The 23101-nt window shown below is 40.2% G+C and carries 26 protein-coding genes and 1 pseudogene; 3 read left to right on the top strand and 24 right to left on the bottom strand.

Going from position 1 to position 23101, the window contains the following annotated elements; all coding sequences use genetic code 11:
- Positions 1 to 27: 27 nt before the first annotated feature.
- From LCL91_RS10655 to LCL91_RS10630, 6 genes are all read right to left on the bottom strand, one after another.
- The gene (locus LCL91_RS10655; protein WP_224882260.1) at positions 28 to 1074 is read right to left on the bottom strand and encodes a GGDEF domain-containing protein; all 1047 of its coding nucleotides are present in this window, start codon (positions 1072 to 1074) and stop codon (positions 28 to 30) included.
- A gap of 200 nt (positions 1075 to 1274) precedes the next feature.
- Positions 1275 to 2378: an NADH:flavin oxidoreductase gene (locus LCL91_RS10650; protein ID WP_224882258.1), complete on the bottom strand. Its 1104-nt coding sequence runs from the start codon at positions 2376 to 2378 to the stop codon at positions 1275 to 1277.
- Positions 2379 to 2626: 248 nt separating this feature from the next.
- Positions 2627 to 3094: a divergent PAP2 family protein gene (locus tag LCL91_RS10645; protein ID WP_224882256.1), complete on the bottom strand. Its 468-nt coding sequence runs from the start codon at positions 3092 to 3094 to the stop codon at positions 2627 to 2629.
- A 118-nt stretch (positions 3095 to 3212) separates the two neighbouring features.
- Complete coding sequence (locus tag LCL91_RS10640; protein WP_224882255.1) at positions 3213 to 3584, bottom strand: VOC family protein; 372 nt, start codon at positions 3582 to 3584, stop codon at positions 3213 to 3215.
- Between the two features lie 101 nt (positions 3585 to 3685).
- Positions 3686 to 5605 carry an endonuclease MutS2 gene (locus LCL91_RS10635; protein WP_224882254.1) on the bottom strand — a complete coding sequence of 640 codons (1920 nt, stop codon included), beginning with the start codon at positions 5603 to 5605 and terminating at the stop codon, positions 3686 to 3688.
- A 401-nt stretch (positions 5606 to 6006) separates the two neighbouring features.
- The gene (locus tag LCL91_RS10630; protein ID WP_224882253.1) at positions 6007 to 6774 is read right to left on the bottom strand and encodes an SDR family NAD(P)-dependent oxidoreductase; all 768 of its coding nucleotides are present in this window, start codon (positions 6772 to 6774) and stop codon (positions 6007 to 6009) included.
- A 197-nt stretch (positions 6775 to 6971) separates the two neighbouring features.
- Between LCL91_RS10630 and LCL91_RS10625 the strand changes: the two genes are divergently transcribed.
- On the top strand, positions 6972 to 8324 hold the full coding sequence (locus LCL91_RS10625) for an alanine/glycine:cation symporter family protein (protein WP_224882252.1): 1353 nt from the start codon (positions 6972 to 6974) through the stop codon (positions 8322 to 8324).
- Between the two features lie 33 nt (positions 8325 to 8357).
- Here LCL91_RS10625 and LCL91_RS10620 read toward each other — a convergent pair whose 3' ends face one another.
- From LCL91_RS10620 to LCL91_RS10590, 7 genes are all read right to left on the bottom strand, one after another.
- The gene (locus LCL91_RS10620) at positions 8358 to 10115 is read right to left on the bottom strand and encodes an ABC transporter ATP-binding protein (protein ID WP_224882251.1); all 1758 of its coding nucleotides are present in this window, start codon (positions 10113 to 10115) and stop codon (positions 8358 to 8360) included.
- A 150-nt stretch (positions 10116 to 10265) separates the two neighbouring features.
- On the bottom strand, positions 10266 to 10901 hold the full coding sequence (locus LCL91_RS10615; RefSeq protein ID WP_224882250.1) for a nitroreductase family protein: 636 nt from the start codon (positions 10899 to 10901) through the stop codon (positions 10266 to 10268).
- Between the two features lie 102 nt (positions 10902 to 11003).
- Positions 11004 to 11501, bottom strand: a complete 498-nt coding sequence (locus LCL91_RS10610) for a Crp/Fnr family transcriptional regulator (RefSeq protein ID WP_224882249.1) — start codon at positions 11499 to 11501, stop codon at positions 11004 to 11006.
- Between the two features lie 70 nt (positions 11502 to 11571).
- A complete protein-coding gene (locus tag LCL91_RS10605; protein ID WP_098444970.1) occupies positions 11572 to 11988 on the bottom strand; it encodes an RrF2 family transcriptional regulator in 417 nt (138 codons plus the stop codon).
- A 70-nt stretch (positions 11989 to 12058) separates the two neighbouring features.
- Positions 12059 to 12409, bottom strand: coding sequence for an IDEAL domain-containing protein (locus LCL91_RS10600; protein WP_224882248.1), 351 nt, complete (start codon positions 12407 to 12409; stop codon positions 12059 to 12061).
- Positions 12410 to 12494: 85 nt separating this feature from the next.
- Complete coding sequence (locus tag LCL91_RS10595) at positions 12495 to 13502, bottom strand: LLM class flavin-dependent oxidoreductase (RefSeq protein ID WP_224882247.1); 1008 nt, start codon at positions 13500 to 13502, stop codon at positions 12495 to 12497.
- Between the two features lie 200 nt (positions 13503 to 13702).
- On the bottom strand, positions 13703 to 14464 hold the full coding sequence (locus tag LCL91_RS10590; RefSeq protein WP_224882246.1) for a DeoR/GlpR family DNA-binding transcription regulator: 762 nt from the start codon (positions 14462 to 14464) through the stop codon (positions 13703 to 13705).
- Between the two features lie 213 nt (positions 14465 to 14677).
- Between LCL91_RS10590 and purU the strand changes: the two genes are divergently transcribed.
- Positions 14678 to 15547 (top strand): formyltetrahydrofolate deformylase, encoded by an 870-nt coding sequence (purU, locus tag LCL91_RS10585; protein WP_425589675.1) that lies wholly within the window; start codon positions 14678 to 14680, stop codon positions 15545 to 15547.
- 43 nt (positions 15548 to 15590) lie between these two features.
- Here the strand turns inward: purU and LCL91_RS10580 are convergent, their stop codons facing one another.
- The 5 genes and pseudogenes from LCL91_RS10580 to LCL91_RS10560 form a co-directional block, all read right to left on the bottom strand.
- Entirely contained in the window at positions 15591 to 15677 is an 87-nt protein-coding gene (locus tag LCL91_RS10580) for a YjcZ family sporulation protein (protein WP_136948892.1), read from the bottom strand.
- 116 nt (positions 15678 to 15793) lie between these two features.
- A pseudogene (locus tag LCL91_RS10575) lies at positions 15794 to 15898 on the bottom strand (YjcZ family sporulation protein); the annotation flags it as partial.
- Positions 15899 to 16204: 306 nt separating this feature from the next.
- A complete protein-coding gene (locus tag LCL91_RS10570; RefSeq protein ID WP_224882242.1) occupies positions 16205 to 16822 on the bottom strand; it encodes a flavodoxin family protein in 618 nt (205 codons plus the stop codon).
- 120 nt (positions 16823 to 16942) lie between these two features.
- Positions 16943 to 17245, bottom strand: coding sequence for an EthD family reductase (locus LCL91_RS10565; protein WP_224882240.1), 303 nt, complete (start codon positions 17243 to 17245; stop codon positions 16943 to 16945).
- Between the two features lie 82 nt (positions 17246 to 17327).
- On the bottom strand, positions 17328 to 18008 hold the full coding sequence (locus tag LCL91_RS10560) for a TVP38/TMEM64 family protein (protein WP_224882239.1): 681 nt from the start codon (positions 18006 to 18008) through the stop codon (positions 17328 to 17330).
- A gap of 206 nt (positions 18009 to 18214) precedes the next feature.
- Between LCL91_RS10560 and LCL91_RS10555 the strand changes: the two genes are divergently transcribed.
- On the top strand, positions 18215 to 19501 hold the full coding sequence (locus LCL91_RS10555) for a hemolysin family protein (RefSeq protein WP_224882238.1): 1287 nt from the start codon (positions 18215 to 18217) through the stop codon (positions 19499 to 19501).
- Between the two features lie 48 nt (positions 19502 to 19549).
- Here the strand turns inward: LCL91_RS10555 and LCL91_RS10550 are convergent, their stop codons facing one another.
- The 6 genes from LCL91_RS10550 to LCL91_RS10525 all read right to left on the bottom strand — a co-directional run bounded on the left by LCL91_RS10550 (position 19550) and on the right by LCL91_RS10525 (position 23090).
- Positions 19550 to 20329, bottom strand: coding sequence for a sulfite exporter TauE/SafE family protein (locus LCL91_RS10550; protein WP_098444981.1), 780 nt, complete (start codon positions 20327 to 20329; stop codon positions 19550 to 19552).
- A 57-nt stretch (positions 20330 to 20386) separates the two neighbouring features.
- A complete protein-coding gene (locus tag LCL91_RS10545; protein ID WP_098444982.1) occupies positions 20387 to 20614 on the bottom strand; it encodes a sulfurtransferase TusA family protein in 228 nt (75 codons plus the stop codon).
- Positions 20615 to 20630: 16 nt separating this feature from the next.
- The gene (locus LCL91_RS10540; protein WP_224882237.1) at positions 20631 to 21752 is read right to left on the bottom strand and encodes an MBL fold metallo-hydrolase; all 1122 of its coding nucleotides are present in this window, start codon (positions 21750 to 21752) and stop codon (positions 20631 to 20633) included.
- 74 nt (positions 21753 to 21826) lie between these two features.
- The gene (locus LCL91_RS10535) at positions 21827 to 22390 is read right to left on the bottom strand and encodes a sulfurtransferase TusA family protein (protein WP_224882236.1); all 564 of its coding nucleotides are present in this window, start codon (positions 22388 to 22390) and stop codon (positions 21827 to 21829) included.
- A gap of 20 nt (positions 22391 to 22410) precedes the next feature.
- A complete protein-coding gene (locus LCL91_RS10530) occupies positions 22411 to 22719 on the bottom strand; it encodes a rhodanese-like domain-containing protein (RefSeq protein ID WP_224882235.1) in 309 nt (102 codons plus the stop codon).
- Positions 22720 to 22730: 11 nt separating this feature from the next.
- The gene (locus LCL91_RS10525; protein WP_224882234.1) at positions 22731 to 23090 is read right to left on the bottom strand and encodes a rhodanese-like domain-containing protein; all 360 of its coding nucleotides are present in this window, start codon (positions 23088 to 23090) and stop codon (positions 22731 to 22733) included.
- Positions 23091 to 23101 lie beyond the last annotated feature (11 nt).

Genomic DNA, 23101 nt, shown 5'->3' with positions numbered 1-23101 from the left:
TTTTTAAACCGACGAATGTGCAAAGTGCTAAAAGCAGACCTGGTTTCGCCCATTTTTCTTCGCTTTATAAAGACACTTGTCTGCTCGCTCCACTGAAGTCATGAGAGGATTTTGTTGGTCGAGCTCAGCTAGTCCAATGGAAACCGAAACATTTTGTATTTCTTCTCCCATTTCAGTAATGAATTGTTGTTTACTCAAACTTCGCTGCAAGGTTTTCATACGATCGTAAGCCTCTTCCTTCGTAGCCGCTTCGAGTATAACAATAAATTCTTCTCCTCCGTATCGTCCAACAAGCCAATCATCCTGTTCTGAAAGAAAAGCCGCAAAGTCAGCAAGAACACGATCCCCATTCAAATGACCGTAAGTGTCATTAATTTGTTTGAAAAAATCAAGGTCAAGCATGGCCACCACTTTCAATACATGACTTTCATGCTCTCTCGCTTTTCTAAGAAAACTTCTAAGGTTTAAAAGACCTGTCAAAGAGTCGTGTTCAGCATAAAAACGAAGCTGCTCACTCATCTCAAGGTTTCTTGTACTCGTTTGTATAAAAAAATACATGATTAAAGCAGACAGCTGAAAAGACAAGAAACGAATGAAGTACGAATAGATTGTAACGCTGTCTGAAATGATGTAACCGATAATGGCATCGGAAATCAACCAAATCCCAATAAAATAGAGAAAGAGGTTTAGATAAGTCAGATTTCGAAAAAGCCTCTCACGAATAAGGAGAGTCACAACCGTCGGAATGAACAAGGTAAAAAGAAGCTCCAACATAATAAATTCACCTGGAAAAGCGAAGCGAGCAAGTGTAACAATTATTAAAACCGGAACCCCCAATCGGGACCCGTGGTATAGAATAAGAATGACCATTGGAATCGTACGTAAATCAAACCAATAGTTATTAAGAACGACTGGTAATTGATAAAGGAAAAAAATACCAATTACTACAATCAGCACATGTGCAACTTCGACAACTTGATCTGGCCATCGCTTCTGAAAAGCGATGTAGTATACACTTTGAATGCAAAGGTGCATAAATAGTAAGATTGAGAAGTTAGCTAATAATGATTCCATAGGCCTTGTCACTTCCATAAAAGTTATTTTTCCATGACTGTTCTCTATCGATTCTACACCTATCCTAGTATTTTGGTAAATAATAGTATGTATTTATTTTGATATTAACAATAAAAAAATCAAGTATTCCTTTAAACAAAGTAAAGGAATACTTGATTACAAAGCTGTTCATAACGTTATGCTATGACAACTTCACGTATTTAGTATAATTTTTGCAAAGCTTCTTTATCAAATGGTAATAGGTCATCTGCACGCCCATCGCGTACTTTATTTACCCATTCAGGATCCATTAATAAAGAGCGACCAATGGCAACAAGATCAAATTCCTCATTTTCTAGCTTTCCAATCAAGCCATCAAGACTCGTTGTATTGGCACCTGAGAAGCTTGTAAATTCGCCATCAAGTCCTACGGAGCCTACTGAAATAACTGGCTTACCAGTTAGTTTCTTCGTCCAACCTGCTAAATTCAATTCAGATCCTTCAAATTCAGGCTCCCAGAAACGACGTGTTGAACAGTGGAAAATATCCACTCCAGCTTCAACGAGCGGCGCTAAGAACTGTTCTAATTCCTCAGGTGTAGTAGCTAGCTTCGCTTTAAAATCGTGCATTTTCCATTGAGAAAAACGGAAGATAATCGGGAAGTCTGGACCAACCTTCCGCCGGCACGCTTCAATGATCTCAACTGCGAACTGTGTTCTCCCTACAAGATCGCCACCGTAGCGGTCAGTGCGCTGATTTGTTTGTTCATAGAAAAACTGGTCAATTAAATAACCGTGTGCTCCATGAAGTTCAATCGCATCAAAACCGAGTCGCTTCGCATCTGCTGCCGCCTGTGCGTATGCTTCAACGAGCTGCTCAACTTCTTCTGTAGTTAAAGGCTCGTTTACTTTCTCACCAGATAGTGCTAGACCTGACGGGCCAACTGGTTGTGCTTCTTCGTTTGGCAGCTCACCCATTTTTCGAGTCATTCCAACGTGCCAAAGCTGAGGCGCAATTTTACCACCAGCTTCATGCACTTCTTTGACGACATTTTCCCAGCCATTAAGTGCTTCTTCACCATGAAATACTGGAATACTTGCTCCTGAAACAGAAGAAGGATGGTTAATACCTGTCCCTTCTGTGACGATTAAGCCAACACCATTTTCAGCTCTACGGCGATAATATGCAGCTACATCTTCACCAGGTACATTTCCTGGTGAAAAACCTCTCGTCATTGGAGCCATAACCGTACGATTTTCTAAAGTTAATTTTTCACTATTGAACGTTTTGAATAACGCTTCGGTTGTTTTTGTTGTATGTGTCAATTTGATTTCCTCCTCTATCCTTCTTGCACTTCATATTATTTCAAAATCACATTTTAAATGAAAGCAATCTGTTTGTGTGATGTGCTCGTGGCGTCAATGTTCAAGAAAAATGCCGTTAATTACGCGGAAAGTCGATTATTTCTGCGATATTTGAAATATATCCGCGATTTTTAAATTAATTCCGCGATCTGCCAAATCACAAAAAAAATCATAGGCAAAGCGCCTATGATTTCCTCTCTGTATACTTACTACTTATTCTCATATTTAGCTGAAAGAAAGCCTAAAGTTGCCCCCAAAATGGCTCCACCTAGAACCTCAACAGGTTGATGCCCGAGAAGCTCTTTCAACTCTTTTTCTCTTTCCACAAATTGCATGCTGGGGTAATCGCCAGAGATCGTCGCCAGGTTATCTTCTAAATCGTTTACTAGAGCCGCAATTTCTCCAGTATGACGCCTAACTCCCTGAGCATCATACATCACAATGACCCCGAAAATAGTCGCGAGCGCCGTTTCTGTATGACGAGACCCTTTGTTTGATGCAATATAAGTTGTAAGTGCTGCAACACCAGCGGAATGTGAACTCGGCATCCCACCAGTTGTCGCCACTTGCTTCACATCCCATTCTCCTGTTAATTTCTTATGCGTCAAAATCTTCAGCCCCTGAGCAATCGCAATTGACGAAACGGCTGTTAAAATTCCTCTGTTCATTTTTTGCATCTCTCTCATCCTCCACTTTGCCATCTTTTCTGCCCGAGCAGAATGTTCTATTACACGCATTACCCTTTTCAGAGGAATTCTACGCAGAGAGAGTGCTAATTTAGAAAACAAGTTGCTTTTATCTATGCTGATCTACAAGAATAGGATTGCCATCTGGGTCTTCTATTGTAAAACTCGCTGGCCCTTCACTTGATTCATCCGCTTCAGAAAGAATTTTCACACCGTTTTCTTTTAACGTATTCTGAAGGATTCGGATGTCCGTAAACGACTCTAGGTTTTCAGCGTTCTCATCCCAACCAGGATTAAATGTAAGCATATTTTTCTCAAACATTCCTTGAAAAAGACCGATAACGGTACTTCCATTCTTTATAATGAGCCAATTTTGTGAGATATCTCCTCCTAACGTTTGAAAACCTAATTTTTCGTAAAAATTCTTTGAAGCTTGGATATCCTTTACACTTAAACTGACTGAAAAAGCTCCTAAATTCATCATTTTTACCTCCTACTAGTTGCTACAAACGTTCTTCTACATTTCTGCGTTTCTTACCTTCTTTCAAACATGAAGTAAGATTTCCGCTTGGATGGTTTTCACTACTCTTCATAATCAATTTTCAAGCCATCCACATGCTTTCGATTCATCAATTTCTTTTTCTTTCTGTTCTCAACCGATTCAAACAGGATATCAAAATCATAATTCTCAGGGTAAAGTTCGCTTGCTGGCAAAAGGAGTTTTAATCGCTTCGCATGAATCGTCTCTTTTTTGCCATTAATCATGACCATCACGTTCCCAAACTCATCAATCGGTTTGTAAACAATTCCTTTTTCCTCCATAGAAGGTATCGCCACGCTGTCTCCAATGGAAAACTGTTCAAAGTGCTTTTCAACCTGTACTTTTTGCCGTCGCGGTTGATCGACCTTTTTACTTTTCAACTGTTGTTCATAGTGCCAATCACGCTGCTCTCGCTTATTGTAAGTTTCCTTCTCCTGATACGTAATTTCATGAGCACGCTCAATAATCTTCGGATGCATGCCAAGCCTGAGGGCAATTGCAAATGCCTGACTTTCACCGGGTATGCCCATTCGCAACTTAAACGTCGGCCGCAGTGATTGTGGATCAAACTCCATCGACCCGTTCTCGAAATCAGGATGGGCAGATGCAAAATTCTTCATCTCGCTATAATGCGTTGTGGAAAGAATGGTTGCGCCGAGGCGATTTAATTGTTCTAAAATCGATACGGCAATTCCCATCCCTTCACCAGGATCTGTTCCTGAACCAAGCTCATCTAGAATGACAAGAGCATCAGGTCCAGCATCTTGCAAAATGGTAATGATATTCGAAATTCGTGAAGAGAAAGTACTTAACGATTGTTCAATACTCTGTCCATCGCCAATATCAACGAGTATGTTGCCAAACATTCCAAACACAGAAGACTCTTCAGCCGGAATGTGTAAGCCACATTGCACCATCATCGCAAGAAGACCGACTGTTTTAATGGCAACGGTTTTCCCTCCTGTATTTGGGCCAGTAATCACTAATCCTTTATATCCCTTCCCTAGTTCAAGGGTTAAGGGAACAGCTTCTTTAGCTAACAATGGATGGCGACCGTTGCGTAGTTCGATCATTGGTTCGGATGATAGCTGAACTTGACTTCCATCAATCGCTACACTATATTTTGCTTTGGCAAAAATATAATCATAGTGCGTCATCGTTTCAATGTTAATGGAGATCTCCTGTGCATATTGCTCCACTTCTCCTGTTAATTTGCTCAGAATGCGCTGTTCCTCCAGGTATTCATCCGCTTTTAATTCATTTAAATCTACTTGAACTTTTCGAACTTCCTCAGGTTCAATATAAACCGTTGAACCACTTGATGATTGATCGTGAACCGTTCCTTTGATTTGTTTACGATATTCCTTTTTAACTGCTACAACATAATGTCCGTTACGATCACTAATAATGGTATCCTGGAGAGCTTTTCGTTTTGATGATGAACGCAGAAGCTGGTTAAGTTTCTCCTTCACCCTTTCTTCATATACAGTTATTTTTTTTCTTATTCTTCCTAACTCTTTACTCGCAGTATCGTCGATTTCCCCATTTCGAATCGATTGTTTTAACTCTTCTTCAAGATCTGTAAGTTCAAAAAGAGAATACACATAGCTTGAAATCGTGGGAGCTAACCACTCTTTTCCCACCATGAACTGTTTCATTCTTCGACCACTTTCAATCAAATCCAGTACGGTTGTAAGCTGATCAGGTCGTAATGCAAGTCCTTTGTTTAATTGCTTTATCACTTGAATGATGCCATGAAGGCCATGAAGAGGAACACTAGAGCTCTTCTTTATAATCGCTTTTGCCTCGGTAGTCTCATTTAATCTGTTTTGAACCACTTTTGTATCATGTGAGGGTTTCATTTTCTGGATCTCACCTTTCGCTTCTTCGGAAAGCGCATAGTGGGCGATCTCGCTACGGATTTTATCAAATTCAAGTGTTGCCATCGTTTGTTCGTTCAATTTTTCTTCCTCCTCAGTCGTTTGTGCTCCTATAATGCGTTCGTTCAATTAACATACACACGCTCCTAACGTAAAAAAGAGCTACAAATGAACACAGGTTCACTCGTAGCTCTTTTATAAAAGGGTAGACTTCCCCATTCCCATGCTTAAAAAAGCATATAAAAAGCCGCGCACAGAGGCGCAGCTGGAATGGTCGTCATCATTCATGAGCTTAAATCTGTGTTCTTAACTAATTTGACAGAAGGCATAATTAAATAAGCATAGTATATATGCGTCTTTAAAAACCAAACTGTCTATAAAATTACGTTAGTTAAGAATCACCGATAACATAAACTTTTCCCCTTTTTCTTTTCAGGTTACATTTATTATAAGGGAGGGCCATACTTCTTTCAAGCCCATATCTAAAAGGCGTGAGAAGTTGTCCCACCATCAATGATAAGATTCTGCCCTGTTGTATAGCTAGAATAAGGGGAAGCGAGATAAAGAACAGCTGGAATTAGCTCCTCCAATTGACCAATACGATGCATTGGATTACTATTCTTAATTTTATTTAAAAGGATCGGGTTCTCAAGGGCTTTTTCGTTAAATGGTGTTTTTATAAAACCGGGACTAATCGCATTCACGGTAATGCCAAGCGGAGATAGCTCTTGTGCTAGCTGTTTCGACAATTGTGCAACTGCCGCTTTACTTGGACCATAAGGTGTGGAAAATGGCAGGCCAACTTCACTTGCCATCGATGCAATGTTAATAATTCGTGATCCTTGTTGTTCTTTCAAATCAGGGAGAATTGCTCTTGTCATCATATAAACAGATTTCACATTTGTTTCCATCACATCATCCCATTCACTAGGTTCCAACTCTTCGATCGATTTCCGCACCGTTTTACCTGCATTATTAATAAGAATAGTGATAGAACCAAGTTTCTCATGGATATCAGTTACGAGTTCTTTAATACTCTCTTCCTTTGTAACATCATAAGCAAATGGAAGAACTGTTCCATTTGTTTCTTTGCTTAATTCTTCTGCCGTTTCTTCAAGTATATTTGAGGTTCGTCCTACTATAGCAATTTTAGCGCCAGCTTCAGAGAGAGCACGAGCCATTGCTTTTCCAATCCCTCTTCCTCCACCCGTAACGACGGCTACCTTGTTTGATAGATCAAAATACTTCATTTTCAACCTCCTCCTCTACTTTCTCTACCATACAAAAGAAATTTATTTTCTTCGACTCAAATGCATTACGTCGAACAAGAAAGCGCTCTTTTCTATCATTCGACAATTTTCAGAAAAAAATTATTTTGTATTATAAAGGTTATTGTGGTAATTTGTTAGAATATTTAGTATTAACATACATAAAGGAGGAGTTCTTATTGGAAGCAGCATTAAATAATATTAGTGGATTTGTGTGGGGGTGGCCCTTGCTCATCCTGCTCGTTGGAACGGGGATTTACCTCACGATCCGTCTTGGCTTTCTCCAATTCACCATGCTTCCATATGCGTTGAAGCAAGCCTTCACGAAGAAGCAAGATAAAACATCTGAAGGGGATATTTCTCATTTCCAGGCGTTAATGACAGCCCTTGCTGCTACAATCGGAACAGGTAACATCGCCGGTGTTGCCACAGCGGTTTTCGTGGGGGGGCCTGGTGCTGTTCTTTGGATGTGGATCAGTGCGCTCTTCGGAATGGCCACAAAATATGCAGAAGCCATTCTCGCAGTTAAATACCGCTCTGTGAACGCAAAAGGTGAAATGTCAGGGGGTCCGATGTACTACCTTGATAAAGGCCTTAATATGAAGTGGCTTGGTATGATCTTTGCATTTTTTGGTGCTTTTGCTGCATTTGGTATTGGTAATATGGTGCAATCCAATTCAGTTGCTGATGCAGTGGCTACGTTTGGTATTGCACCTTGGATTACGGGTCTTGTCTTAATGTTTTTCACTGGTATGGTTATCCTTGGTGGAATAAAAAGCATTGGTAAAGTAACAGCTTACTTCGTTCCTATTATGGCCTTATTTTATGTTATCGGAGGACTAGTTGTTATTTTCATGAACCTTGAGCTTGTGCCCGCTGCTGTATCGCTTATTTTCTCGGATGCCTTTACAGGTGAAGCAGCTGCTGGTGGTGCGATTGGTGCCGTTATTCGGTACGGTGTAGCGCGTGGGGTATTCTCGAATGAAGCTGGGCTTGGTTCCGCTCCAATTGCTGCTGCAGCTGCGAAAACCGATTATCCAGGTCGTCAGGCTCTTGTATCAATGACCCAGGTTTTCATTGATACGATTGTTGTCTGTTCCATCACTGGAATCGCGCTCGTTATGGGAGACCTTTACGGAGGCGACTTGAATGGTGCTGCGTTAACAACGGCAACATTTGAAAAGTTCCTTGGCGTTCCTGGTGCACTCATTGTTACGATTGGTCTGATTCTTTTTGCTTATTCTACTGTTTTAGGCTGGTCGTATTACGGAGAAAAGTGTTTCTCTTATCTGTTTGGAGACGCATCGATCAAATATTACCGCTTTGTTTTCGTATTAGCCGTTTTTGTAGGAACAACGTTAAAACTAAACGTTGTTTGGTTACTTGCAGATATCTTCAATGGCTTAATGGCACTACCAAACTTAATCGGCCTACTCGGCCTATCTGGAGTTGTGGTTGCTGAGACAAAACGTTTCCTTGAGAAAGTAAAAGAAGAAAAACGTGAGGCGCATTCCACAGGCGTTTCAAATTAAAAAGGTGTCGGGGAAATGCCCCGACACCTTTTCTTATGAGCTTTTTTCTTCCATTTGAAACTGTTGTTGAGCGAGTTCCTTATAGAGATCGCTGTTCATAAACAATTCTTCATGAGTACCTTGAGCGGATACTCTTCCATTTTCCATTACTAATATTTGATCTGCATGGACAACCGTTGATAGACGATGAGCAATCACAATTGTCGTTCGATCTTTCATTAAATTGTTCAAGGCACGTTGCACTTGAACTTCTGACGTACTATCAAGACTAGACGTCGCTTCGTCTAACAAAAGGATAGATGGATTTCGTACAATTGCTCGAGCAATGGCTATTCGCTGACGTTGACCACCTGAAAGCTTGATTCCCCTTTCGCCAATTTCAGTATCAAATCCATTCGGAAGATCCTGTATGAAAGGAAGGGCATATGCCTGGCTGGCTGCGGCTTCAATATCCTGATCCGAAACCTCTTTCTCCAACCCATATACAATATTTTCTTTAATCGTTCCGGCTATGAGTGGACTCTCCTGTGACACATAACCGATTTGCTTCCGCCAAGAGACAAGCGAAAAGCGACTGATCTCATTATCTCCTAATTTAATTTCTCCTTCTTGTGGTCGATAAAAGCGTTCAATTAAAGAAAAAGTCGTTGTTTTTCCGCTACCGCTAGGCCCAACAATAGCCGTAACCTTACCTGGTGGCACTTCAAAAGACGCTTTTTTCAAGACCATTTCTTTCCCATAGGAAAATTCAACATTGTTAAATGAAAGGACTTGTGCCGGGTTTTTGACTTCTTCCCCATTTAGTCGCTCTTCACTCTCATGATCGAGTAAGAATTGGAGACGTTCTGTTGCGCCCATCGCTTTTTGAATGGCTGTTAGGAAACGCGCCATCGAACTAAACGGAATAATGATTTGAAACAGGTATAAAAGAAAGGCAACGAGTTCTCCTGCCGTTAATTCTCCTGTCGACACACGTACGCCGCCATATCCAACAATAATGACGAGCACCCCCATCAACAGTAGTGTCATGAGAGGCATGAGAAGCGCATAGATTTTTGCTTCTTTCATACTATAACCAAAAACATTTTTTATGCCATTCTTTCCGTTCTCTTCTTCCACATTCTCTGCCATAGAAAATTTCACGAGTCGAACTTCTGATAACACTTGAGTAATCGTTGCCGTGAATTTAGCCGTTTCTTCCTGCAATCCTTTTGATACTTTATACATTCTCTTTCCGATAAAACGAATGCCAATCATCATAATTGGAACGACAGCAAGTAAGATCGCCGTTAATTTCCAATCTAAATAAAGTAAAATCCCTATCGAACCGACAATGGAGAGCGTGCTCGTTAACAAACTAATCAAATGATTTGAGACAAGATCTTTGATAACCCCTGTATCGTTTACAATCCGACTCGTCGTATCGCCCACACGGTTTTGATCAAAGTACTCAACTTGAAGAGAAAGCACTTTCTTCATTAACCGCTCCCTTAAACGAGCCACGACTGTTTCACCGATATATAATAGCAAATACATGGATAAACCCGAAAAAATCGCTTGAACGATAAAAGCAGCAATTAATAACGTAATAACCCCTGATGAAAGCGTGCTTCCTGAAAGCTGATCCACTAGATTTTTCGTAAAAAATGGAACAATTAATCCAGCGATCGTTCCAATCATACTCATCGCAATGGCTGCTGCTACAAGAGGTTTCGACGGGTTTGTATCTCGGATTAGCTTTGAAAGTCCACGCCAGTTCATCTTTTTATCTTGATCGACTACCTTTGCCATTCTCATCCCCCTTATGCTCTCTTCTTAGTATACCGCCTTTACATATAAAATCATGAAGATAAATTCATTCTTAAATGTACCGTCATGAATCTACTCTTCCCCAACAGAAAAAGGAAGGGCTGCTGCCCTTCCTTTTTCATTCATCTTCAATTAGAAACTTTCTTTCACTACCATGCGCTCAATTGGGAAACGTCCTGTTCCATGCGCTTCAGCAGCGGCTTTCCCAACAGAAATAAGCATCGTCGGAACATACCGTGCAGGGATGTTAAATTCTTCAACAAGTGCAACTGGATTAAATCCGCCCATTGCAACTGTGTCATAGTCTTTTGCTTTTGCCGCTAGCATCAACTGCATAGCAGCTAGTGAACTATTTTTAATTGCTTCACTTAATGCAAATCCTTCTCGCTCATATGCACGGTTTATTTGACCAACTAGCGTTTCCTTCACTGCGTTGTCCATATAACCTAATTCAACAGCCTGCCCATATATTTCTTCTGCATGCAAGTTAGCTTCAAGGTCACCAAGAATCACAATGGTAGCTGAGCTATCAACGATTTGTTGTTGATTAAAAGCAATTGGTAGAAGCTTTTCTTTCTGCTCATCACTTTCAATAACAAGGAATTTCCAATGTTGTAGATTCCAAGAAGACGGTGCTTCAATCGTAGCATTTAGCATTTCATTCATCACATCTTCAGGAATCTTGACACCTTTTTCAAACTTTCGTACAGAATGACGCTCTTTCATTACATCTAAAACACTTTGATTTTCCTGTACACTTACCGACATGTTTGTTTCTCTCCTTTGAACCTATCAATAATTTTCTCTTTGTCTACTATCTTCACCAGTTATACAGTAACACATTTATTTACAGTTAGAAAACAGAAATTGCTAGCAGTTGTGGCAGTATCTACCCTTCTTGCCATTGTTTTTATTTACCCAGTTTTGAACCCCACTCTTCACTTGTTGGATAAACGAAGGTGCTTTTCGTTCTGGAAAATCCAGCGTTAGTTTTAGCTTTGATAATTCAGCTGTTAACTTGATCGCTAATTCAGGATAAGCTAAATATAGTGCACGGTAAGACGTTTGATCTAATTGAATGAGCTCAACATCAGTAACCGTTTTGGCATACAAATTTTGATGTACAAAAATCGAGCGGTTTCCGAGAACATCGTTCGCCCCAAGAACAGCAAGCGGCTCTTCCATATTGTCAGCATGATAAATAGCAATGCTTCCACTTCTAATAATGTAGACATCACGATTTGTATGCTCTGGCTTAATCAAAAACCTACTTTTGTTGCGCTTCATTAATTGACCCGATCTCTCTAATCGATTCCAATCTTTCATATTAAGCTTACTTTCGTTTTTTGCCACCAGACTTGTACTCATGTCTGCTCACCCCCATTAGGTTATTGAAATATTTTTTGTTACAGTTACACTATAAAACAAAAACAATCGTTTATAATTGTTTTTGCTTCAGGCTTTGGATAATATCACGAATCGTATATTGTTTCAAGAATGCTGTTAAGTGGTTCTCAGCATCTGTAAAAATATCGCCAAGTACATTTGACAAGTTCGCTCCAACAAGACAGTACTCATTCGAATCAGGGCACCTTGGTTGAAGTGAACCGATAGAAGTGAGGTTATAGATCTTATCAAGCGTTACTTCTTCCACTCGGCAAGATAACGTAAAACCTCCACCAGCACCTTCTTTTGAAACGATATATCCGTTTTTCTTGAGTAAACTAAGAATTTTCCTCATACGAACGGGATGGACCGAAGCACTTCCGGCAAGATAATCACTTGTTGCCATCTGCCCTGGCTTAATTGCGAGTAAAGCCAGACTGTGTACGGCGAGAGTAAAATCACTATTCATTTGCAGCGCCTCCCAACACTTTCTTCCACTTCCATCCTATCGTATTTCATTTATTGCTGGCAAGAAAATTTTAACAGGCAACTACTTCCTCCGACTCATTTCGAAGTTCTTTTAGTTGTGCTGAAAGTTCCATAAACCATTCCTTGTCTTTTGTGATCAGGGAAACTTCAATAAGATTTAACAAGAAGGATTCATCCTGCTCTAAATCAGGTTCTTCCAGCTGAGAAATACGATTCTGGAAAGTTTCAATTACTTTTCCAACAGTTTCTGGATTATCACATTCTAGAACAAATACTTTAATCGTTCCAAGATAATTATTAACAGATTCAACGTAGCCATGAATGAGTTCATCATGGACTGACTTTCCTTTTACCCAATCACCTTTTTGGTATTGTGTTTGTTGATGTAGTTGATTCATCATTTTATTACCTCCTTATTTGGAAGACTAGTTTGTGTTCCAACTGAGTCAAGGTATAGTGTAATTTTAAATATTACAGTTCATTTTGTCAAGAAGAGACGCTTTCAGTTAATTGAAATGCTTCTGCAAGTAGTTTATACGACTTCAGTCGGGCTTGAAAATCATGTGTAATGGTATTAATAATCACTTCATCCGTCTGGTATTGCTTGGCTAATTCCTCTATTTGCTGTTTCACCTGGGTCGGATTACCTACGATCATTCTTTTTCTGTTTTCCCGAATACGCTCTTTATCAAACACCGTATATGGGAAGCTTCGTGCTTCATCAGGGGATGGAAATCCGTCTCCTGATTTTCCTTGTTCAATTAATAAAATCGATAAATCCAAACTAGAAGCAAGATATTCTGCTTCTTCTTCTGTTTCACCACAAATGACGAAGATCGCAACGTTTGTTTTAGGCTCCTCGTTAAATTCAGATGGTACAAAACGAGAACGGTATTTGTCAACCACGTTCGTCCCACCATACCCATTAATGAAATGCGCAAAGGTAAAGGCTAGTCCTCGCTGGGCAGCCATCATTCCACTAGCCCCACTTGAACCTAATAACCACATTTCAGGGGTCGTACTGCCAAGGGGTGTTGCCCGTACGTTCATTCTCTGTGGGTCTTCCCCATTTAGATAGGCGGCTAACTCATTAACCTGCTCTAAATAGTTGTCCATCCCCATACTGTTTCCACCAGCCAAGGCTTTTGTAACATTCGGCATACCTCCCGGGGCACGTCCGAGCCCAATATCAATGCGGTTTGGATTTAAGGTTTCAAGCATCCGGAAATTTTCTGCTACCTTATATGGACTATAATGCGGTAACAATACACCTCCAGAACCGATTCTCATCCGCTCCGTATTGGCTGCTAAGTGAGAAATAAGGACTTCCGGACTAGATCCAGCAAGGCTTTTTGTACTGTGATGTTCCGATACCCAAAAACGGTGATAGCCTAACTTTTCTGTTTCTTGTGCGAGTGTCGTTGTTTCTCTAAGTGCTTCAGTTGGCGTATTACCTCTTGAAACAGGTGACTGATCAAGTACGCTTAATTTCATATTTAGCCGCTCCTTTAATGTAAAAATAATTATTACAGTTCATCTTATCAGAAAATATTTGGGGGACCAATTAATTTGCTTGCTGCTATTAGTTGTTACCCTTTTTGCAAACAAAAAAACGGACTGTCACGCCCAATTGGTTACGCCAGTCCGTTTCTTTCATCTTAATATACTGTATTTTAAGGGTTGTTACAGAAAAACTATTCTTCTGCAACAACTAGCTTAACCTGATGATTGCGAAGCATTGCCTGTATATTCTCCTCTGGAAGCTTGTCCGTAATAATCAAATCAATGTCTTCAAGTTGTGCAAATGTAAAAAATTCAGAACGATAAAATTTTGAATTGTCAGCAAGAGCAATCACATACTGAGATTGTTCAATCATCTTGCTTTTCACCATGCCGTCTTCTTCATGCGCAATCGTTAGTCCCTTATCTGATATGCCAATGACACCAATAAACGCAATATCCGCATTATAAGAGCCGACTTTTTCGACGACGGCAGATCCGTAAAGAAAACGGTGATCCTTCTCTAGTTTCCCCCCGAGAAGATGAATATCGAGGTACGCTCCATTTGATAAAATATCCGCCTGGTGAATAGAGTTTGTGATAACAGTCGCTTGTTTTTCCACAAGAAATTCGGCACATGCTTGAACGGTCGTAGATGCATCAAGAATAACAACGTCTCCCGGATTCACATAGTTTGAAGCCATCTTACCGATTCGCTGTTTTTCTTCGGAAACCACTTTCAGGCGATCGTGATACGACTGGATCTCATGACGTAACTCAGGAAGTACAGCGCCGCCCCGTGTCCTCGTGACTGCTCCTTTTTCTTCAAGCTTCACTAAGTCGCGTCTAGCTGTATCCCTCGATACGTGAAATAGTTCGCAAATGCGCTCTACTGAAATTCGTTCATATTGTTTCAAATAATCTAGAATGGCCAGCATTCTTTCTTCTTGATACATCGTTGCACCTCATTTCCAACCACTTACATTATAAGTTTTTATAAGTATGTAATCAATAGGAATTAAGTATTAATAATTATATTTAATTAAAAATAAGTAATCGTAAGTAAAAAGTCCTTATTTCTTTACTGGATTCTCTTGCCGAAAAATCCTTTTGCGCTTCACATCGAAATAATGTATTATTTTAAATATTTACAAGATAACAGGAGGCAAATGATGAAGGATAACTTAGAAAAAGGGATTTTATTAATTTCCTGTCCGGATAAAGAAGGAATCGTTTCAGCAGTTTCAACTTTTTTATTTTCAAACGGGGCTAACATTATTCATTCTGATCAGCACTCTACGGATCCTGTTCAGGGCCATTTTTTTATGCGGATTGAATTTAGTCATCCTCACCTGAATCATCAACTACCAGCGTTAACAGAAGCGTTTGAAGAAACCGCAAAACCCTTTGAGATGGAATGGTCCATCACTGTTTCTTCCAAAAAATCTCGCCTCGCTATCTTTGCGACAAAAGAAGATCATTGTTTACAGGAGTTACTATGGAGATGGCAATTGGGAGAGCTACATGCAGACATTGCGATGGTTATTAGTAATCACCTCGACTTTAAAGAGCTAACGGAGAACGCTGGCATTCCTTTTTACCACGTTCCAGTTACAAAAGAGTCTAAACCAGAAGCAACCTCCGAGCATCTTCGCCTCCTTAAGGAGCACGAGGTGGATACGGTTATTCTCGCCAGGTATATGCAAATCATTCCTGAAGAGCTGATTCACCTTTATCACAACGAAATCATTAATATTCATCACTCTTTTCTCCCTGCCTTTATCGGGGGTAACCCTTACCAACAGGCGTTTGATCGAGGAGTTAAACTGATTGGAGCGACGGCGCATTATGTGAATGCTCAGCTAGATGAGGGCCCAATCATTGAACAGGATATTACTCGGATCACTCACCGCTATAATGTGACTGATTTAAAAAGACATGGGAAAGATATTGAACGCATTGTGCTCTACCGGGCCGTGAAATGGCACCTTGAAAAGCGCGTGATCGTTCACGGAAACAAAACAATCGTCTTTCAATAAGCTTCCAAAAGAAAAAGCACCCCATCCGGGTGCTTTGCTTATTTTAGTAAGCCCATACTGCGCCAACGATAATCAATAGAATGAACAATACAACGATTAGCGCGAAGCCTTGACCATAACCGTAACTCATGCGTATCCCTCCCTTCATGCTAATTTAACAAGAAAGGTTTAGTAGCCATATCCGCCGTAACCGCCGTAGCCACCTTTTCCGTAACCACCACATTGACCGCCGTAATTAGCTCCACCAACTGCAGCAGCTCCAACGATAATCAAAAGAATGAACAATACAACGATTAGCGCGAAGCCTTTACCGTAGCCTCCGCCACGTACTTGCTCTTTTCCACCACTCATTAGAAAACCCCCTTTCCTGGAAGGTTACTAACACTATATGTCGCAAAGGAAAGGAAGGGTTAGGCTGGTGTCCATAGTTCTGTAGAAATATCATTTCAACTTATTTGTCACGTTCAAATAATGCCTGATACAGTTAGTAAAATAATGACAAGAAGAATGAAAAGGATAAGAAACAAAATCAATTCATCCATTGAGCTCCCCCCGAAATCGGTCATTTACTATTTTATGTCACGCTGGGCACCTAGGTGAATGAAACCTTGCTAAAAAAAAGAAGCCTCTTCCGAAATGAAGAGGCTTGCTGAATGTTTATTCCATTGTATTCCCTTTCGCAGGAATCGGGTTTTCATTAAAAATACGCGCAAAATGAATTAAATTATAAGCCATTGTTTTGGCATGCCCTGTCGAAAAATCATTTTTCTGTCCATTCGCTTCGATATAGGAATCGCCTGGTCCAGCTTCTCCTACCCAATAGGCATCCACGTTTGGTGGTACGGTTATGCCGATATGAGAAAACCCATATAGGATTGAAGCAGCAGCGTGTTTAGCCCCATCTTCGTTACCCGTAATCACAACGCCGCCTACCTTATTATAATAGAGGGACTGGCCTTTCTCGTTTGTTAAGCTACTTCCTCCGTATAAGCGTTCAATGGCAAGTGTCGCAATGCTACTTTTTTCACCTAGCCAGAGAGGTGTTCCTACTATAAGAATATCAGCAGCCTTCACCTTTTCAAAAATCGCCGGCCACTCATCTCCATCACCTTCGTCATCCGAAACTCCGTAAGCGATCTTATAATCAGCTAGCCGAATCGTTTCAGACTCAACTCCTTCTTGTTGAAAAATGGCTTCCGCTTCTTTGTAAAGAGCATCCGTATTTGATGCTGTTTCACTTGTCTTAAGCGAACAATTTAAAAATAATGCTTTCATCTTTTAACTCCTCTCCAACCTATGGTTATTCCTACCATCTTTTTACCTCTTCTAGAATTATTTAAACAAATCGTTATGCAAAAAAACACTTGAACGAAACTTCAAGTGTTTTTTTACTTTTTATTCTGTTATAAGTAATTGAGGTGGCTCATTTAAAAACTTCATCATGTTTTGGCCATCTTCCGATACTTTTACCCATGCCGGTGACTGCATGGCGTCTTCCAACTGCTCTTTGGATTCAAACACAATCGTTGCAGTTAAGAAATATTTTTTATCGGTGTTCATTGCAGCTGTAACGTAATTCACTTCTGCATGAGTGACATTAGGAACATCTTTCACTAAAGCCATATGATTCTTCTCATAGTAGTTCTTAAATTCTTCTACGTCTTTCGGTTCCTCATAAAGGACAACAATTTTAGCCAAGATTCATCGCTCCATTCATTTCATTTCTTATACCATAAGCTAAGTTGAACTGATTAGAAAGTAATATGCACCTGGTGTTCACTTATTTCTTTTTACGGCTAGCCGCAACTTTACCTATAATAATCAATAGAACAATGATGACACTTGTCCAAAGAAAACGGGTTTGATATTCGTCCAAATTAGCCACGTCATGTCCAACAAGAGTGTAAAGAATCGTTCCAGGAATTTGTCCAAGAGCTGTTGCTACAAAAAAAGAGCGAAACGTAATCTGACTAAGTCCTGCAAGAAAGCTTATAAAATCAAAAGAAACAATGGGAAGCAATCTTGCTACAAAAATTAAAAAGAAACCGTTTTTTCCGCTGTACCGATTTGCTTGTTGTAGGAGATGATTCTGTTTCGTAACTCTCTCTACAAAGCCGGCACCTAAAAGTCTTGCGAGCCAGAACATCACAATAGCAGCTGCCATTCCTCCTGTCCAGCTAATTAAGAACCCAAATGGAATGCCAAATGCAAGCCCATTTGCTGCGGTAATTACGAACGAAGGCAGCGGCGCCAATATGCCCTGAGCAATCATTAACGCTATGCTTATGATCGGTGCCCACACTCCCAAAGAGCGGAAGTAATCAGCTAGGAGAGAAAGTGATTCAAGTGAAAGCATAGAGCGCACTCTCGCCAACCACGGTGGATTGATTAGAAAGATCATTAAAATTGTAAGTAGTAAGGCAATTCCTATCCACAGGAAAGGATTTACGGACTTTTTCATAAATAACTCCTCTTTTGAAAAAACTATAGCATAAATGCTCTTAACAACAATGTTCGATTATTGAAATCAAGTGACAATCCTATCCATTTAGTACGCTGTAAGAAAAATAATAGTTGTTTTACTTTTCCTTAAAAGAGGAAAAACATCGATATAATAAGACAACTATTACATAGGAGGTGAACCCTTACAACTGTGTAAGGGCCTTATTGGAACTAATAAAAGTTATCGTTGTGATCTTGCTAATTTTATTAACCGCCTTTTTCGTAGCTTCTGAATTTGCCATTGTTAAGATAAGAAGGACGCGAATTGATGCACTTGCCAGTGAAGGAAATAAAAAAGCGAAAGCAGTTCAAAAAGTACTCGGAAACTTAGACGGCTACCTATCAGCCTGTCAATTAGGTATTACAATTACTGCGTTAGCTCTAGGTTGGCTTGGAGAAGAGACAGTAGAACTACTGTTGCATCCGTTGTTTGAGCTCATGAATCTTCCTGACTCCATAGCGACTCCACTCACGATTGCCCTAGCTTTTGCGATTATTACATTTCTTCACGTTGTTCTTGGTGAGCTTGCTCCGAAAACATTTGCCATTCAAAAAGCCGAAAGTGTGAGTTTGCTTCTTGCGAGACCGCTTATCTGGTTCTACCGCATCATGTATCCATTTATTTGGGCATTGAATGGCTCAGCCCGAGGTATTGTAAGGTTATTCGGACTTAAATCAGCAAATGAACATGAACAAGCCCATTCTGAAGATGAGCTTCGTCTTATTTTATCAGAGAGCTACAAAAGTGGTGAAATCAATAAATCTGAAATGGAATTTGTGAATAATATCTTTGAATTTGATGAGCGTATGGCTCGAGAGATTATGATTCCTAGAACGGAAATGACCTGTCTTTTCTTAGATAATACGACGGAAGAAAATCTTGAAATCATGAAAAACGGCAAGTATACACGTTATCCTGTCGCTGATGGGGATAAAGATAAAATCATTGGCGTTGTGAACATTAAAGAAATTTTAACACAGTATAGATGGGGCGAAGAGCTTGTTCTTACTGAATATATCCACCCAATTAATCACGTTATTGAGACGGCTCACATCAAAACACTCTTAGCGAAAATGCAAAAGAGCCATAATCACATTGCCATTGTTGTAGATGAGTACGGAGGTACGGCGGGACTCGTCACTGTTGAGGATATTCTTGAAGAAATCGTTGGTGAGATTCAAGATGAATTTGATTTCGATGAAAAGCTTCCCATTCGTGAAACAGAAAATGGCCAAACGATCGTTGATGGAAAAGCACTCATTAGTGATATTAACGAATTGTTTGGCACATCAATTGACCATACAGATGTGGATACAATTGGTGGTTGGATCCTTACACATGACATTGAACCTAAACAGGGAACCTCGTTTACAGTAGATAACTATCAGTTCACGGTTCTAGAAGTAGACGGACACCAAATCAAAGAACTTGAAATCAAGCAAAAATCATAAATAAAAAAAGCTGTCTCGATGTGAACCACATCGAGACAGCTTTTTCGCTTAAGATAAGAGATCAATCCAAATCTTAATGGACGTTCCAAGAATAAGGGCAGCAAGTACCCACTGAAGGATTTTTGTATTGATTTTCTTACCAGCATTGGCACCAAGCGGTGAAGCAATTAAGCTTGCGACAATCATAACTGCGGCTGGGAGTAAAAGAACTTGACCAGTTGCCAATTTACCTACAGTTGAACCGATTGAGGAAATAAACGTAATCGCAAGAGAAGAAGCAATTGTCATTCGCGTCGGAATTTTTAACACGACGAGCATGATCGGAACGAGAAGAAATGCTCCAGCCGCGCCAACGATTCCTGCACCAATCCCCACGATAAAGGCAAGAGCAGCTGAAAGAAATTTATTAAATTTCACCTGATCAAGTGGAATATCATCGATGCCTTTTTTCGGTATAAACATCATAACCGCTGCAATGGCTGCAAGCAGACCATATACAACATTAATTCCTTGCTCTGACATAATGGTGGAACCATATCCTCCGATGAAACTACCGATCAGAATGCTGACACCCATGTAGAGAATCAACTGCTTATTTAGATAACCACCTTTTCGATATGCCCATACACCGCCTATCGTGGCAAAGAATACCTGAACCGCACTAATACCAGAAACTTCATGTGCACTAAAGGCAGCAAAACCGAGTAGTGGTGGGATATAAAGCAACATTGGGTATTTAATAATCGATCCACCAATCCCAACCATTCCAGAAATAAAAGATCCTATAAATCCAATTGCAAAAATCGTTATGATAAAGCTAAAATCCATTTTGTTCACCCCTTACATTAAAAAGGAGGTACTTATTCAGTACCCCCTATCATTTTACTAAGCTTTTTTAATCCAGAAATAGAACACGCCGTCTGTTTCTTCAGACTTCATTAGTTCATGACCGCCTGATTTTGCCCATGCTGCTAGATCACTCTGTGCACCTTTATCCGTTGCTTGCACTTCAAGTACTTCACCTGACTCCATATCCTTCATTGCTTTTTTCGTTTTAACGATTGGCATTGGGCATGCGAGCCCTTTTGTGTCTAGTGTTTTTTGTGCATCCATTTGTAATTCCTCCTTATTAGTTAACCGCACAGCGGTTTGGTCCAATTTCCATTTCTCTTTTTGTTTCTTCATCGGGGTTGATTTTCCCCATGTTTGTTTCACGAATTTCTTGATAAGCATTTGGCTGTGGTGGAAGATTTTCCGTCACCATTTTTCTAAAATCTTCTTCTTTTTCTACATTAAGACCATCATTCTTTTGGTAAAGATCTTGCAGCTTTGCAGAGACCAGTCCTTTTTCATCAAGCTCCGCCATTTTTGAGAAGTGAGCTGGAAGAACAACTAATTCTCCGGCCATTTCTTTGTAACGGTTGTAAAGCGTTGTGCGAAGGTCTTGCACCCAGTCTTCAGCCTTACCAGCTAAATCTGGTCGTCCAATGGACTCGACAAATAGAATGTCACCTGTTAAAAGGTAAGCATCATGAACCATAAGTGACGTACTTCCAATTGTGTGACCTGGAGAGTAGATCGGTTCAATCGTAACCTCTCCAACCGTTACTGTGCTTCCTTCTTTCAATGCCGTATAGTCGAACGTTACTTCACCAGCATCTTCTTCTGGTAGGTAATACATTCCATTCACCTGATCAGCTAATGTCTTACCACCAGAAATATGGTCTGCGTGAAGGTGAGTATCAAACGTTGCTTTAATCGTAAGACCTTTATTCTCAGCAAACGATGAATAATTCTCAATCATGCGATTCGCATCCACAACAGCTGCTTCACCATTCGATTCGATCAAATAGGAAAGGCATCCTTTACCAAGGCGAACAAATTGATAAAGCGCTCCTCCTGGAAGGTCACCAACCTTAACTGGCTCAAGGTGTTCACTCCATGCTTTCATTCCACCTGAAAGATAAGAGACGTTCTCAAGTCCTGCTTCAACGAGTTCTTCCCCTACAAAAATGGAAGACCCCTCTTTCGCACATACAACAAGAATTTCTTTATCCCTCGGAAGCTTTGGCAGAATTTCTTCTACGCCGTCAATTAAATCGAAATAAGGAACATTCATTGATGTGACGGATGCACCTTCGATCTTCCAATCACCGTATGCTTCTTCATTTCTTACATCGAGAATAAAAAGTTCATCCTGATTGATCACTTTTGTTGCAACTTCACTTGCCTGTTTTTGTTTCAAAGCCACTTTTATACCCCCATACGTATTATAATTTGCAAAAAAATTTATGTTGAGGGGAAAAGCCCCCCGCCCATTAATGCTTAAAGATCAGACGTTGTTGGACCATCCCATTCGGACATTCCTGGAACAACATTAATTACATCGTAGCCACTCTCAGCTAGCTTTTGAGCTGCAAGATCACTTCTTGTACCTGTACGACAAACAACATAGATTTTCTTTTCCTTATCTAGCTCTGCCATGCGTGTATCTAAATCGCCTAGTGGCACTGAAATTGCATTTGGAAGGTGGCTAAATGCATATTCTGCTGGTTCTCTTACATCTACGATCGTGATTTCATCGTCAGATAGTTTCCCTGTAAGGTCTTCATTTGAAATGACGTGAGGATGGCTCTTCTCAAGCGTGGTTTCCCCATCTGATGCCTTACGAACATAATGTTTTAATACGTCGCCTTCTTCTACTGTACCAAGATAGTGATGCCCAACTTTATCAGCCCACGCTTTAAGGTCAGCTTTCGATCCTTTGTCTGTCGCTAGAATTTCTAGAACGACACCAGAATCAAGATCCTTCATCATTTTCTTTGTTTTGACAATGGGCATCGGGCACGCTAGCCCTTTCGCATCGAGTACGTGATCAGTTTGTATCATCATTCTACCTCCTGTATTGGTTATTCTGTTTCTCCAGTCCATGCAAGCATGCCGCCTGTCATATTTAGAACGGAATACCCGTTAGATTTCAAAACCATTGAAGCCATACTACTTCTGCCACCAGATTGGCAGACAATGATATGCTCCGTATCTTTATCAAGTTCATTCATTCTCGCCTGTAGTTCATTAACCGGAAGATTATAGGCACCAGGAATCTTTCCTTCGGCCACCTCTTCTGGTCCGCGAACATCGACAATACTAATCGATTTATTAGCTTTTACCATTTCATTCACTTCAGCTGGTGTAACATCTTTAACATAACCAGACATGACAATTCCTCCTATTTCCACATATTCATTCCGCCGCGAACATTATAAACAGATGTAAATCCCTGTCTTTTTAATTCTCCGCAGGCTTTTGAACTTCTCATACCACTCTGACAAATCACGACAACTTCTTTATTCATATCTAACTCTTTTGATCGTTTACTCAGTTGATTGAGGGGCATATTTTTAAATTGCTTTACTTTTTGCCCTTTGTATTCACCAGGTGTGCGCACATCAATAAATTGGACATTGCGATCGTTAAACTTTTCTTTCGCCTGTTCAGAAGTGATCGTTGTCACACCTTTTCCTGATCCTACCTTTTTATAAATGAACCATGCTGCTAACACAATGACAGCTATGATGATTAGTTCCATACTTATCGCTC

It is taken from the genome of Guptibacillus hwajinpoensis (assembly GCF_020171785.1).
GTDB classification, from domain to species: Bacteria; Bacillota; Bacilli; order Bacillales; family Guptibacillaceae; genus Guptibacillus; species Guptibacillus sedimenti.
The sequence above is the reverse complement of the archived record's forward strand: the minus strand, read 5'-3'. Positions and strand labels throughout refer to the sequence as shown.

What these genes read in the sequence shown, in the direction of transcription:
- LCL91_RS10655 (WP_224882260.1), bottom strand. Translation starts at nt 1,074, where the DNA reads ATGGAATCATTATTAGCTAACTTCTCAATCTTACTATTTATGCACCTT.
- LCL91_RS10645 (WP_224882256.1), bottom strand. Translation starts at nt 3,094, where the DNA reads ATGCAAAAAATGAACAGAGGAATTTTAACAGCCGTTTCGTCAATTGCG.
- LCL91_RS10640 (WP_224882255.1), bottom strand. Translation starts at nt 3,584, where the DNA reads ATGAATTTAGGAGCTTTTTCAGTCAGTTTAAGTGTAAAGGATATCCAA.
- LCL91_RS10630 (WP_224882253.1), bottom strand. Translation starts at nt 6,774, where the DNA reads ATGAAGTATTTTGATCTATCAAACAAGGTAGCCGTCGTTACGGGTGGA.
- LCL91_RS10620 (WP_224882251.1), bottom strand. Translation starts at nt 10,115, where the DNA reads ATGGCAAAGGTAGTCGATCAAGATAAAAAGATGAACTGGCGTGGACTT.
- LCL91_RS10615 (WP_224882250.1), bottom strand. Translation starts at nt 10,901, where the DNA reads ATGTCGGTAAGTGTACAGGAAAATCAAAGTGTTTTAGATGTAATGAAA.
- LCL91_RS10610 (WP_224882249.1), bottom strand. Translation starts at nt 11,501, where the DNA reads ATGAGTACAAGTCTGGTGGCAAAAAACGAAAGTAAGCTTAATATGAAA.
- LCL91_RS10605 (WP_098444970.1), bottom strand. Translation starts at nt 11,988, where the DNA reads ATGAATAGTGATTTTACTCTCGCCGTACACAGTCTGGCTTTACTCGCA.
- LCL91_RS10600 (WP_224882248.1), bottom strand. Translation starts at nt 12,409, where the DNA reads ATGATGAATCAACTACATCAACAAACACAATACCAAAAAGGTGATTGG.
- LCL91_RS10595 (WP_224882247.1), bottom strand. Translation starts at nt 13,502, where the DNA reads ATGAAATTAAGCGTACTTGATCAGTCACCTGTTTCAAGAGGTAATACG.
- LCL91_RS10590 (WP_224882246.1), bottom strand. Translation starts at nt 14,464, where the DNA reads ATGTATCAAGAAGAAAGAATGCTGGCCATTCTAGATTATTTGAAACAA.
- purU (WP_425589675.1), top strand. Translation starts at nt 14,678, where the DNA reads ATGATGAAGGATAACTTAGAAAAAGGGATTTTATTAATTTCCTGTCCG.
- LCL91_RS10580 (WP_136948892.1), bottom strand. Translation starts at nt 15,677, where the DNA reads ATGAGTTACGGTTATGGTCAAGGCTTCGCGCTAATCGTTGTATTGTTC.
- LCL91_RS10570 (WP_224882242.1), bottom strand. Translation starts at nt 16,822, where the DNA reads ATGAAAGCATTATTTTTAAATTGTTCGCTTAAGACAAGTGAAACAGCA.
- LCL91_RS10560 (WP_224882239.1), bottom strand. Translation starts at nt 18,008, where the DNA reads ATGAAAAAGTCCGTAAATCCTTTCCTGTGGATAGGAATTGCCTTACTA.
- LCL91_RS10550 (WP_098444981.1), bottom strand. Translation starts at nt 20,329, where the DNA reads ATGGATTTTAGCTTTATCATAACGATTTTTGCAATTGGATTTATAGGA.
- LCL91_RS10545 (WP_098444982.1), bottom strand. Translation starts at nt 20,614, where the DNA reads ATGGATGCACAAAAAACACTAGACACAAAAGGGCTCGCATGCCCAATG.
- LCL91_RS10535 (WP_224882236.1), bottom strand. Translation starts at nt 22,390, where the DNA reads ATGATACAAACTGATCACGTACTCGATGCGAAAGGGCTAGCGTGCCCG.
- LCL91_RS10530 (WP_224882235.1), bottom strand. Translation starts at nt 22,719, where the DNA reads ATGTCTGGTTATGTTAAAGATGTTACACCAGCTGAAGTGAATGAAATG.
- LCL91_RS10525 (WP_224882234.1), bottom strand. Translation starts at nt 23,090, where the DNA reads ATGGAACTAATCATCATAGCTGTCATTGTGTTAGCAGCATGGTTCATT.